Below are 12,443 nucleotides of genomic sequence, written 5' to 3' on the forward strand. Positions count from 1 at the left end.
ATACACAGCGCCCTGGGATACCGTACACCGCTGGAGTTCAGTGCCATGAATGAAGTGCGTAATTAAACTGTCCGAGAAATCGGGGGTGGTTCAGACCACGTTTTGTGTAGTACTAAAAAACGTGGTCTGTCCCCGATTGTTTCATAATTAGATGTCGTGCTTCACCGGAGTGATTGGCGATATAAAAAATTTCGCCAATTTGCAAAATCAATGTGTGAGTTGGAGTTGATTCAATCTCTGCGCCTCTCAAGGCACTCACGACGCAGGACAAGATTATTTATCTCCCGGCAATCGACCGAGTAATCATCGTTATTGGCTTTATCCTTGGCCTTCTCACAATTGCCATTTTCATTGCAATTGCCTTTCCCTTTTTGATTGCCGTTATTTTTAAAACAGTTTTTGTCTGACTTGTCACAATTGGAACCGGCAAATGACAGAGATGGCAGTGTCAAGGAGAGCAAAAACGTGCATAAAAGAGCCATTACGATTCGCATGCCTAAGTTCCTGAGTAGATTTATCCAACAAACTGTTGCCGTGCGCCACGCCCTCAAAACTATAGCAGAAGCCGGTAGGGCGTCATTCCGTCCACTATTGGCAACCACGCAAGCCCTGATTACAGTGCGCCCAGCGCTATTCGCGCCTCTTCAAAAGGACTTGAACCATGCTCGGCCGCCGCTTACTCCCCTTGCTATTTCTCGGTTGCGTACTGCCCCTGCAGGCGCAGGTGTACACCTGGGTCGATGAGAACGGCCAGAAGCACTTCGGCAATCAGCCGCCGGCCAACCAGGCAGTGCAGGAAGTGAAAGTTCAGCAGGGTTATGTGAGCGACGGTCCGCCCGCGGAGGCGGCTAGCGATATTGGCGGCACTGGCAGTAGCGCCGGTAAAGACCAACCGTCAGATGCTGAAATGTGCGACGAAGCCATGCGCTGGACGGTGATCGACATGGCCAACTTGAAAGAGACGGTTCAAGCGGCAAAGCAGAAGGGCAGAATAAACGCGGATCAAGCCAATTCGAAACTGGCGATGCTGGCGTTCGCCAATGGAAAGATTACCCGGACCAACTGCCTGGCCAGCAAAGGCAAAGATCGTAAGAACTATGAATGTCTGTCTCGCGGCGGTGGTGTGATGGCCTGCTCAGGTGCCCTGGAAGCAATGCTCAACAAAAAACTCGGTAAACAGTGACGGCCATTTTGGCTTTGCCACTTCAGAGGTTTTCGCCGAGCAATAATTTGCCTATCATCCGCGGCAGGCCGATGCTGCCTGTCTCTCGCACCCTCTGGGTACGGTGAAAGCATTGCGGTAACCCCCCCATTCCCTGGTTCTTCTAGACCGTCGAAGGTTGGCAACGCGAGCACTGACAGGCTTCGACCCCTGGAGGAACTATGTCCACCCTCGTTATCGCCAAGCAGATGGCCAAAGCGCTGCGTACCGCCCTGGCAGCGCAACAGCACGAACTGTCCCATTCCGCGGCCCTGGACCTGGTGGCCCAACAACTGGGCTTCAAAGACTGGAACACCGCCAGCGCCCGGCTTCCCGAAGGCAGCACGCCCAGCGGTATCGCCTTCGACAAGGCCATTCCGATTCTGCGCATTTTCGACGAAGCCAAAGCCCGTGAGTTTTACCTGGGCTTTCTCGGCTTTAGCGTCGAATTCGAGCACCGCTTCGAAGCCTCGTTGCCTTTGTACCTGGGCATCGAGCGCGCCGGCTTGCAGCTGCATCTGTCCGAACACCATGGCGATGCCAGCCCGGGTTCCACGGTATATGTGCCCATGCACAATATTGCCGCCTACCGTGATGAGCTGATCGCCAAGCAGTACGGTTACGGCCGGCCCGGTATCGAAGAAATGCCCTGGGGCAAGATCATGGAAGTGCATGACCCCTTTGGTAACCGCATTCGGTTTAGCCAAAGCTGAAGGCCTACGCCTTTCCTGAGGTGAACGCGGCAAGACTCTGGGTTGCGATGCGTCGGGCCCAGATTTTCGCCAGCGTGCACCAGCGCCCAAAGCAACTACGCTCAGCTCCGATCACCACGCCCATCCGGGCATTACCCACTTGGAGCACACCATGATTCGACCGTTACTGAGCGTCCTGTCGTTGCTCGTTCTGGCCCTGCCTGCCTATGCCGGCATCAGCCCATTTCCCGTCACCTTCAAAACCCAGGACATCGCCCTCGACGGCGTGACCCTGCACGTGCGCGTCGGCGGTCATGGACCGGCAGTGGTGCTTATCCACGGCTTTGGCGACACCGGCGATATGTGGGAGCCCCTGGCCGCCGACCTCAGCCGCGATCACACCGTGGTGGTGCCCGACCTGCGTGGCATGGGCCTGTCCTCCATCCCCGCCAGCGGCTACGACAAAAAGACCCAGGCCGGCGATATCCGTGGCTTGCTGACCAAGCTCAATATCGACCACGCCGTGATCGTCGGCCACGACATCGGCACCATGGTCGCCTACGCCTATGCTGCCCGTTACCCCCAGCAAACCGAGCGTCTGGTGGTGATGGACGCCCCGGTACCTGGCATCCCGCCATGGAACGACATCGTCCGCTCGCCCATGCTCTGGCACTTCGACTTTGGCGGCAAAGACATGGAGCGCCTGGTAGCCGGCCGTGAACGCATCTACCTCGACCGCTTCTGGAACGAATTCGCCGGCGACCCGAAAAAAGTCGATGAAGCCACCCGCCAGCACTACGCCAAACTCTATGCGCGGCCCGGCGCCATGCACGCCGCCTTCGAACAGTTCCACGCCATCCGCCAGGATGACATCGACAACAAAGCCAGCAACACCAGCCGCCTGCCCATGCCGGTACTGGCCATCGGTGGCGAGAAATCCTTCGGCGCCAACGAAGCCATCGTTATGCGCAACGCCGCCGATAACGTCACCGAGCTGGTGGTGCCCGGTGCCGGCCACTGGCTGATGGAAGAAGCCCCCGGGGCGGTCACCAAAGCAATTCGCGAGTTCATCAGCCAGTAGGGCACACGCAAAAAAGAGGACAGTCTGTCGGTCGAGGAGGCGGAGTTGCTCCTCGCTTATCGAGTGATGAGCGAGGAAGACCGGCAAGCGTTAGGTCGGGTGGCGAAAGCATTCGCCGAAAGTCGCAGCGAGTAATGGCAAGTTTGTTCGCGTTGTGGCTGGCTGTTCACCCAAGCCTGTAGTGGCCCGTATCAAAAATGAATAAAAGGGTGCCGCTGGCCCATCACCGTTCGACTATCCAGCCAAGGAGTTCCCGATGCAGGATGCAAGCAACCCTCCCGTCGTTATTGCCGTACCGCAACAAACCTTCGCCGCACGTTTCACCCCGTTGAGCGCCACCCTGCATGACCCCGAAGGCATGTTCAGCGGCGCGCAAATGCACGCCGATCTGACTGCCTTATTGCCGCTGGCCAAAGCCCAGGGCGACAACTCCGTTGAACTGGCCCAGCTCTATGCCGCCCTGGCATTGCTACAGGGCAAGCGCGATGAATGGGAAGACCAGCGCACCTACGGCCTGCAAGCCCTGGCCATTGAAAAAGCCAATCCGGTACTGCCGCCGGAAGAGGTGTTGGCGCTGAACTACAGCCTGTCGCTGGGCGCTGCCGAGTTGGAACAGCCGGCACAGGTTATCGAATTTTTGCGCGCGGCCATTGCCCTGCTGCCGCAAGACCACAGCCTGAGCCAACGCCAGCAGTTTGGCCTGCGTCAGGAGCTGGGCTACTGGCTGCATGTGCATGGCGAGTTCGCTGCTGCCCTGGCCTATAACCAGCAACTGCTGGCGGACGGCGAAGCGGCGTTTGGCACCGATGAAGCCGAGCTGACCGGCATGCTCACCAACCTGGCGCAGAACAGTTACGAGCTAAAGGACTGGGCGCAGAGCGAGGCTTATCTGCAACGGGTGATCAGCTTGTCGCGCCAACACGGCAAGCTGGATATCGAACTGGACGGCCTGTTTCAGCTTGGCGTGCTGGCCCATGAACGCGGCGACAATGCCCGCGCGCTGGGCTACTTCCAGCAGCGCCTGGCCTTGGCGCGTGAGGCGGATGACGACTATTGGCTAGAGCGTGCCGAGGAGGATCTGGCCGAGTTTCAGCAGCGGGCAGGCGGGTAGAGCTGACGGAGTACGGCTATTAATGTGGCAGGGACGCTAAGGGAGCGCTCATCTAAAAAATATCCACGGACCAAAAACGCAACCCACGGACCAATCGCGCAGGCATTTGCCGACGTGGGTTGTTTGTCATATTGGCGCACCCGGCGCTGTAGATAGTGGCCAGCCTCAATTCGCATCAATGAGGCTACATCGTGCTGCAACGTCTGCTGTGTTCCCTGTCCGTGCTCAGTCTGTCCATTGCCGCTGCCCAGGCTGCCGAGACCTATACGCTGGATACCCCGCGCCTGACCGGCATCGATAACTTCCGCGATATCGCCGGCACCACCACGGCCTACACCACGGCCAACGATGGGGTGATGCGGGCCGGGCAGTTCTATCGCTCCAATGCGATCACGCCCACTGCATCCGACCTGGCCACCTTGAATAGCCTGGGCATCACTGATGTTTTCGATCTGCGCACGCCAAGCGAAATCGCCACCACGCCGGACACCCTGCTGACCGGTGCCAGCTACAGCAATATCGACATCATCGGCAGCGCCACGTCCGGGGCGAATATCACCACTATCAACTTCACCAGCGCCGCCCAGGCCATCGCCATGATGGAGGACACCAACCGCGCCTTCGTCAGCGATAGCGGCATGCGCAGTCAGTTCTCCAGCCTGTTCAACGAGCTGGCTACAGCGGATGGCGCGGCGTTGTTTCACTGCACCGCAGGCAAGGACCGCACCGGCTGGACCACCGCGGTGCTGCTAAGTATTGCCGGGGTGGAGAGCGCCACCATCATGAGCGACTACCTGGCCACCAACGACTACACCGCCGTCCGGGTGGCCGCGACTCTGGCTTATTTGCCAGCCAGCATGGCGGCCATTTACGCGCCGTTGCTGGGTGTGCAAGCCAGCTACCTGCAAGCCGGCCTGGATGAAGTGAGCGCCGAATACGGCAGCATGGACAACTACCTGAAACAAGGCCTGGGCCTGTCGCAGGAAACCATCTATGTGCTGCGCGCCAAGATGGTTTATTACAGCAGCCTGCCCGGCGAAGTGGCGGCCCAGGGCAACGCCTCGGCCGGTGCCCTGCTGTTGCAGCAATTGCAGAACAGCAGCCTGTCGGGCACCTACTCGGCCTACAACTTCTACCTGCAATCGGCCATCGATGCCGGCACCCTGGGCGGTGTGGAGTCCACCATCGGCGGCCAGGTGCATGCCGATGCCGCCAGCTACCTGCTGCGCCAGGATGCCTTGATCGACCAGGCTGCTGCGCCCTATATCAGCGGTATCGATCTGAAGGTCGGGCAAAGTCGCCTGTGGACCACGGCTGTGGCCGGCTACCTGGGCACCGACGGCTCCAGCCAGGCCGCCAGCAGCAACGAGCACACCCAAGGCAGCATGGTGGGGCTGACCCAGCGCTTTTCCGAGCAGCTCAGCGGCCATGCCGGCTTTGGTTACAGCAAGGGCAGTGTGGGCGGCGATGGGGGCGAGGTGGATACCGACCTGACTTTCGTCAGCGGCGGCGCGCGCTTTGCGCCGGGCATGCTGCAGCAGGGCCTGTTTGTCGACGCCAAGGCCAGCCTGGGTTATCTGGACTACGACAGCAAACGTGATCTGGGCGGTGGCCTCGGCTCAGCCAAAGGCAACAGCCACGGCAGCCTGAGCGGTGCCAGCCTGGCCCTCGGCTATCGCTTGCCGATGACCGATCTGACCCTGGAACCAAGCCTGGGCCTGCGGGTGAGCCATCTGCACCTGTCCGGCTTTGAGGAAAAAGGCAACGACCTGGCCCTGGATGTCGATGGCATTCAGGAAACCCGTAGCAGCGCCGTGGCCAACCTGAAAACCTCGTTCGCGCCCATCGCCGCCCGTGGCGGTTGGCAAGTGGTGCCGGGTGTTGAGGTCGGTTACGAGCGTGCCCTGGGCGAGCAGCAAGTCGACAGCGAAGGGCACCTGCTGGGCCTGGATATCGAACAGCGCGCCGCCTTTGATAACCGCGATCTGTTCAGCGGCGCGGTGAATCTCACTGCCAGCCTCGGCGCTCTGAGCGTCGGTGCCGATGTGGGTGCCAGCGGTGGCGGCGACAGCCACGGCTTCAGCGGCAGCCTGAAGGCCAGCTACCTGTTCTGACCGCAGAGACCATCCGCCGCTAGCAGGCGGCGGATGGCTTCAGTGACGGCTGCGCAAGCCCTTCTTCATATCCGCCGGACTGACGCCATAGGCACTCTGGAAATACTGACAGAAGCGCCCGACATTGCTGAAGCCCAAACGCAGCGCTACGTCCGTGACCGATAACGAGCCATCCTCCAGCAACACCTCGCGTGCGCGCTGTAGCCGCACCTGCCGCTGGTACTCGATAATCGAGCAGCCAACAAAACGCCGAAAGCCATCCTGCAAGGCGCGCAAACTGACATTGCTCAGCGCCGCCAACTCAGTGCCGCTGACCAGTGCATCGGGGTGCGCCTGGATATACTCCAGCGCCAACTTCACATGCCGCGGCGCAATCGTCGGGCTGCGCCGTTGCAGTGCTTCGCTGTAATTGTGCGGCCAGCTGTCCAGCACCGCGTCCACCAGCATCTCCTGTAAACGGCTGGGCATCAGCGCGCTGGAATTGATCAACAGATCGAACTCGCTGCCCGTGGCCAACCCGACAATCGCCTTGATCCCCTGAAACGCCGCCTGATTGAAATCCACCATCGGCTGAAAGCGCACCTTGTCGATAATGGGTTTACCCAGCAGCGTGGCCAGCCGCTGGGCGAACAACGAGCGGCGAACCGACAGGCCATATTGCCCATGGCCATCGAGAAAACGCACCGAACGCACACTGGCCTTTTCCACCGCCAGGCCCACCTGCGGCGTGCCGACCAGCTCGCTGTTCTGCCGAAACACAATGGTGCCGGCGGTGGGCACCACAAAGGTGATTTCATCATCCAGATCGGGCAGGGCGGTGCTGAATTCACCACGATAATCCATACGCCGAAAGCTCACCCCCTCATGCCGGCCATACACCCCGGCGATGATGATCTTCTGCTCCAGGCGCGGCAGATCGGCATAGACATTGCCGAACAGTCGCGAATACACCGCGCCGAACTGATCGGCGTCCATGGCATCGGAGCGGATAACGATTTGCTTGCGCGAACTGAGCGAATTCAACCTGGGCGTCCACTGGCTGGAAGGGCGCGCGGACGGTAGCAAGTGGGGGTGACAGTTGGATGACGGGATTGCTCGGCTGCTCAGTCGAGCAGTGCGTTCATCTTCGCGTACTGCAGCAGCATGATGGTCTTGCCGTCAGTGATTTCACCGCTTTCGATCATCTTCAGGGTTTGCTCGAAGGGCAGCTCAAGCACCTCGATCTCCTCACCTTCATTCGCCAGCCCGCCACCGTCACCGATACGGTCGCTATCCCCATATTCACCCACGAAAAAATACAGCCGCTCGGTCACCGAGCCGGGGCTCATAAACGCCTCGAACACCTTGCGCACATGCTCGATGCGGTAACCGGTTTCCTCTTCGGTTTCCTTGCGAATACAGGTGATCGGATCGTCCCGATCCAGCAGCCCGGCGCAGGTCTCGATCAGCATGCCGTCATGCTCATTCACAAACGCAGCAAAGCGAAACTGGCGGGTAAGAATCACCGTTTGCTTGACGCGGTTGTACAACAGAATGGTCGCGCCATTACCCCGGTCATAGGTCTCGCGGGTCTGGGTTTGCCAGCTGCCGTCAGGGCGCCGGTAATCGAAAGTGGTTTTGCGCAGGATGTACCAATTGTCCGAGAGCAGTTCGACCTGTTTGATACGTACACGGTCTTTGGTAGGCAAGGTTTCGCTCAAGCTGGAGTCTCCGAAAGGTGGGTGACGAAGCGGTTAGACGCAGTCGCCTCGTTAGCAACCGACCCAAACTGTCTGCCCTAGATGATGCTCGCGTATTGTCGCAACCGCTTGCTCAATGCCAGAAATGTCTTTGCGGCTCAGAGAATAGTTGAAGGTTGTGACGGCAGTTCCGCGAGTTCGCAAGGCATCAAGCTCTTCTTGTATAAGCACATCAGCGGTAATCCAGAGCGTCGCGCTCGCGGGTTTCAGTGTTAGGAAATCGTCCAGTCCGCGTCGGTCGATAGCAAAGAACACCACGGCAAATACTCCATGAAAGACAGGTGGAGATTGCCGGTTTCGACACCTTTTCAACAGCCCAAAACCCAGAAACCAAAAAGCCCCGCATCAGCGGGGCTTTTTGTTGTTTCGAATCTGGAGCGGGTGAAGGGAATCGAACCCTCGTTATCAGCTTGGGAAGCTGGAGTAATGCCATTATACGACACCCGCTTTTGCGGGTGACTTTGTACCAGAAGCGGGCGGGGAATTGAAGCCCGCAGTGATAACAGGGCGATGTTTTTCACTGCGGGCGGACAAACCTCTCCGCGTTTTACACCGCAATGGCAGCCGTGTTGTCGTGTACCGGGCGGCGTTGCTGGTTACCGGTTTGCAGAAAGCCAAGCATGGCGTTCTGGGTTTGTTGCCAGGCACCTTTGTGTTCCATGTCGAGGAAATGTCCGGCGTTGCTCACGGTGGTGAATTGGCAGTCGTTGAGGTGGTTGCCAAAGATGCGCGCATCGGTGGCGGTGGTGTATTCGTCGTGTTCGCCGTTGATAAACAACAGCGGCGTATCGATGCTGTGCAGGCAGGCCATGTGGCAGTGGGTGTCGAGGTGCAGCACTTTGTGGATATGGGCGTGCATCTGCCGGTATTCGTGGTCGTGCAGGGTGCTGATATGCCGGTGGTTGTAGCGTTTGAACAGGGACGGCAGGTGTTTGCCGATGGTGTTGTTGACCAGATGGCCCATCTTGTCGCGGTCCATGGTCTGCAGGTAGTACAGGCCTTTTTCCAGGTAGTCGAGCATGGGCTCGTTGAGCAGTGGCGAGAACGAGTTGATCACCGCTTTCTCGATGCGTTTGGGGCGCTGGGCCAAGGCCAGCAACGAGGCCACGCCGCCCCAGGAAAACGACGATAAATAGTCCGCGTCGAAGTGCTCGATCAGCTCCAGCAGAATTTCCGCTTCGTCTTCTTTGCTCAACGGGTGCACATGGACGTTGTGCGCTTTTGATTGGCCGGCGTAGGGCTGGTCGTAGCAGACCACGTTGAATTTCGGTGTGAGGTATTTGAGCGTGTGCGCGAATGAGGCGGTGGTGGCCAACGAACCGTTTACCAGGATGACGGTTTTACGCGCCGCCGGGTTGGCGTAGTACTCGGTGTGCACATTGTGACTGTATGCATGAACGACTGCGGTTTCTGGCCTCATGTCGTCTTCCTCCTTGGCGCAAGGTAGTGCTCACATAAGCGGGGTCGCCGCTGAAAAGAGCCGTGTAGGGCAGACAGCAAAACGCCTGGACATGACAACTGAATGTCAGCCATTAAAATTTATAAGTTATTGTTTTTAAAGCGGTTAGGATCGAACAACGCAACTGCCACACGGCGTGGGGAACGCGTGTGAAAAGGCGGGTGAACCAGGCAGGAATCCAATTGGCGCAGAGCGCCAGTAACCGGGGAAGTGCTTAGATGGTCGCCGTGACTGGTAAGTCACGCTCTGACCTTGTGACTCGAGTTAAGCACTTGCTGTTTTCAGCTGCAAGCGTGGGCGAGGGCTTTTTCGGTAATTGAAACGTCTGATAGCGGGCTGTCCGATGAGTGACCGGTTCTGGTGCCCGCAGCGTGTCGTTTATTTCTGCAGGACGGCCAGGGTTTCGCCGGTGCTTGGGCAGCTTTGTCCGCCGAGGTAGCGCGAGCGATTCAGCCACTGCTGTTGCGGGTAGTAGGCGAACACGTAGCTGCCGCTTTTCAGGGTGTCGATCAGTTTGCCGGCAATCGCCGGGCGCACGGCGGGGCAGCCCTGGCTGCGACCCAGACGACCCAGACCGGGCACTACTTTCGGGTCGGCATAGGCGGCGGCATGCATAACGATGGCGCGCGATTGGCTGTTGTCGTTGAAGCCCGGTTCCAGGCCCAGCAGGCGCAGCGAACGGCCGTGTTTGCCGCTGTAGGTTTCGCCGGTCTGATACAGGCCGATGGAGCTCTGGTAGCTGTTGGGGACATTGGAGAACGAGGTCGCCAGGTCGGCACCGCTGTTCTTGCCATGGGCAACCCACTCTTCGAACAGCAGTTTTTTCTGCTTCAGGTCGAACACCCACAGGCGCTTGTCCCGCGAGGGTTTGGAGTAGTCGATAACGGTGAGCAGCTTATTCGGATCGGCCTGGCTCGCGCACTGGTACGCGGTGAGCGCCAGTTTCAGGGCGGTGAGGCTGGCGCTTGGTGCCAGGCGTTGCAGGTCCGTGGCGCTAGGCAGCGGTTGCGCCTTTGCCGCGAAGCTGGTGGTCAGCAGAAGCAGGCCGCAGTAGCCCGCGCAGCGCCGCAGGGCGCTCCCCCAAGTCAGTCGAATCAACAAGCAGATAGCCCTGTTTGAGTAGTTGTGCGCGGGCATTGTGCACAATTGGCGCTTGGCTTCCGATCATTTTTTGACCAGCGGTTACTTGGTTTTTTCCGCTTCGGTGGTGATTACGGTGAAGTTGCCGTTGCTGCGAGTCTCCGCGGTGGAGGCCAGATCGGTTATCACCAGGGTGGTGCCGACATCCATGGCGGCCTGCAGATTTTTCAGAAAGTCCGGGTCGACGTTAAGCGAACCGAGCTGCTCGCGTGGCGAATTGCCGAACTCCGGGTTGCTTACCTGGATCGCTGACCAGTGCAGCGGCCGGGCCGGCATCAGCTCATTGATGATGGGTTTTTCCAGCAAGGAAAACACCGCCATGCCGTGGTGCTGTTGGTTGCTGTCCAGCGCCAGCACCGGTGCGCTGCCCACCAGTTGGCCGCCTCGGAAGACATAGGCACGCAAATCGGCACGGCTGACCAGCACCGACAGGGGGCCGCCACTGTCACCCGGGTCATTCCAGAAGGTCTCGCTGCTGAGCACTGCGGTGGCCACCGGTTTGCCCGCGCTGACTGTCGGTGCCAGCAGGCCAGGGTGGTAAACCTCTACGGGCGCACTGTGGGCATCGGTGACGATAACTGTGGTCGAACTGAAACCGGTGGTTTCGAACAGCTTCTTGGCGAACTCGATGGGCAGTCGCACGCAGCCGTGGGAGGCCGGGTAGCCGGGCAGGTGGCCGGCGTGCAGGGCGATGCCGTCCCAGGTCAGGCGCTGCATATAGGGCATGGGCGCGCTGTTGTAGAGGTCGGATTTATGGTCGACTTTTTTTTGCAGAATGCTGAACACCCCGGTCGGGGTTTCCTTGCCTTTCTTGCCGCTGCTGATGGTGCTGACGCCAATGGCGATGCCATTGCGGTACACGTAGGCGCGCTGCTCGGTAAGGCTGACGACTACCGTCACCGGCCCTTGCGGCGACACTTGCGGGTTCCAGAGAAATTGCCCCGGTTTAAGCTCCTGCAAGCGCTGGCGCAAGTCCGTTGCCGGCGGTACCGGAGCCAGACTGGCTGGAGCGCTAACGGCGCCGCTAAGGCTGATCACAACCCACAAACCGACTAATAACGACAGCGCCTTCATCGTGGCCCTCCAAAACGGCTGGTTGGGTTTTGAGCCCGTAGCAGCGACTTTAGTCGTGATTTTTTTTGCCGCAAATCAAAAGCCGTTCGGGAATGATGTTGGAGTCAGAACGCGGCGATTTCGTCTGGGGTAAGGGTGCGGTATTGGCCGGGTGTCAGGGCGGGGTCGAGTACCAGCGCACCCACGCTTTCCCGATGCAGGCGCACAACCTTGTTCTGAAAGTGCCCGAACATGCGCTTTACCTGGTGATAACGGCCTTCATACAGGGTCAGCCGTGCGCTATGGGGGCTGAGGATTTCCAGACCGGCGGGCAGGGTGGTGAGGTCTTCATAGGCGAAGTACAGGCCCTGGGCAAACACCTCGATGTACTCGGCGCTGATCGGCTGTTCGGTCTCGACGTAGTAGACCTTGGGCTGTTTGTTTGTGGGCTGGGTTACGCGGCGCGACCACTGGCCGTCGTTGCTCAGCAGCAGCAAACCGGTGGTGGTAAGGTCCAGTCGCCCGGCCAGGTGCAGAGGGTGTTGACGGGCTTCGGTGAGCAGGTCCAGCACTGTCGGATGCTCATCGTGTTCGGTGGCGCTGACGTAGCCGGCCGGTTTGTGCAGCATAAAGTACAACGCCGGTTTGCCCGCTTGCAGCAGCTGTTCGTCCAGCTCCACGCGCTGGAATTCGCGGATATCCAACAGCCCGTCGCGCACCACCTCGCCATCCACCTTCACCCGCCCGGCAGCCAGTTGCTGGCGGGCATCGAAGCGGTTGGCGGCGGGCAGGTTGGCGAGGAATCGGTCGAGGCGCATGGGGCTATTGGGTTTCGTCTGGGAGAGGCGTTGGC

The 12,443-nt window shown here is 59.4% G+C and carries 12 protein-coding genes and 1 tRNA gene; 5 read left to right on the forward strand and 8 right to left on the reverse strand.

Annotated features, from left to right (window positions below):
* Positions 1-230 precede the first annotated feature (230 nt).
* Positions 231-494 carry a hypothetical protein gene (locus ACVW0Y_RS17845; protein ID WP_457440032.1) on the reverse strand — a complete coding sequence of 88 codons (264 nt, stop codon included), beginning with the start codon at positions 492-494 and terminating at the stop codon, positions 231-233.
* 167 nt (positions 495-661) lie between these two features.
* Between ACVW0Y_RS17845 and ACVW0Y_RS17850 the strand changes: the two genes are divergently transcribed.
* The 5 genes from ACVW0Y_RS17850 to ACVW0Y_RS17870 all read left to right on the forward strand — a co-directional run bounded on the left by ACVW0Y_RS17850 (position 662) and on the right by ACVW0Y_RS17870 (position 6,199).
* Positions 662-1,183 (forward strand): DUF4124 domain-containing protein, encoded by a 522-nt coding sequence (locus tag ACVW0Y_RS17850; protein ID WP_457440034.1) that lies wholly within the window; start codon positions 662-664, stop codon positions 1,181-1,183.
* A 200-nt stretch (positions 1,184-1,383) separates the two neighbouring features.
* Positions 1,384-1,914, forward strand: coding sequence for a glyoxalase superfamily protein (locus tag ACVW0Y_RS17855; RefSeq protein ID WP_457440036.1), 531 nt, complete (start codon positions 1,384-1,386; stop codon positions 1,912-1,914).
* Between the two features lie 151 nt (positions 1,915-2,065).
* A complete protein-coding gene (locus tag ACVW0Y_RS17860; RefSeq protein WP_457440038.1) occupies positions 2,066-2,974 on the forward strand; it encodes an alpha/beta hydrolase in 909 nt (302 codons plus the stop codon).
* Between the two features lie 256 nt (positions 2,975-3,230).
* A complete protein-coding gene (locus ACVW0Y_RS17865) occupies positions 3,231-4,085 on the forward strand; it encodes a tetratricopeptide repeat protein (protein ID WP_457440040.1) in 855 nt (284 codons plus the stop codon).
* A gap of 191 nt (positions 4,086-4,276) precedes the next feature.
* Positions 4,277-6,199: a tyrosine-protein phosphatase gene (locus tag ACVW0Y_RS17870; protein ID WP_457440042.1), complete on the forward strand. Its 1,923-nt coding sequence runs from the start codon at positions 4,277-4,279 to the stop codon at positions 6,197-6,199.
* Between the two features lie 39 nt (positions 6,200-6,238).
* Here ACVW0Y_RS17870 and ACVW0Y_RS17875 read toward each other — a convergent pair whose 3' ends face one another.
* The 7 genes from ACVW0Y_RS17875 to ACVW0Y_RS17905 all read right to left on the reverse strand — a co-directional run bounded on the left by ACVW0Y_RS17875 (position 6,239) and on the right by ACVW0Y_RS17905 (position 12,408).
* A complete protein-coding gene (locus ACVW0Y_RS17875; protein WP_457440226.1) occupies positions 6,239-7,174 on the reverse strand; it encodes a helix-turn-helix transcriptional regulator in 936 nt (311 codons plus the stop codon).
* Positions 7,175-7,302: 128 nt separating this feature from the next.
* On the reverse strand, positions 7,303-7,899 hold the full coding sequence (gene nudK, locus ACVW0Y_RS17880) for a GDP-mannose pyrophosphatase NudK (RefSeq protein WP_457440044.1): 597 nt from the start codon (positions 7,897-7,899) through the stop codon (positions 7,303-7,305).
* A gap of 412 nt (positions 7,900-8,311) precedes the next feature.
* Positions 8,312-8,385: transfer RNA gene (locus ACVW0Y_RS17885), tRNA-Gly, on the reverse strand.
* A gap of 100 nt (positions 8,386-8,485) precedes the next feature.
* A complete protein-coding gene (locus tag ACVW0Y_RS17890) occupies positions 8,486-9,358 on the reverse strand; it encodes an alpha/beta fold hydrolase (RefSeq protein ID WP_457440046.1) in 873 nt (290 codons plus the stop codon).
* A 417-nt stretch (positions 9,359-9,775) separates the two neighbouring features.
* Positions 9,776-10,468: a murein L,D-transpeptidase catalytic domain family protein gene (locus tag ACVW0Y_RS17895; RefSeq protein ID WP_457440228.1), complete on the reverse strand. Its 693-nt coding sequence runs from the start codon at positions 10,466-10,468 to the stop codon at positions 9,776-9,778.
* Between the two features lie 111 nt (positions 10,469-10,579).
* Positions 10,580-11,611: a L,D-transpeptidase gene (locus ACVW0Y_RS17900; RefSeq protein WP_457440048.1), complete on the reverse strand. Its 1,032-nt coding sequence runs from the start codon at positions 11,609-11,611 to the stop codon at positions 10,580-10,582.
* A 104-nt stretch (positions 11,612-11,715) separates the two neighbouring features.
* Positions 11,716-12,408, reverse strand: coding sequence for a pseudouridine synthase (locus tag ACVW0Y_RS17905; protein ID WP_457440049.1), 693 nt, complete (start codon positions 12,406-12,408; stop codon positions 11,716-11,718).
* Positions 12,409-12,443: the final 35 nt, after the last annotated feature.

Source organism: Pseudomonas sp. TE3786 (assembly GCF_054057335.1).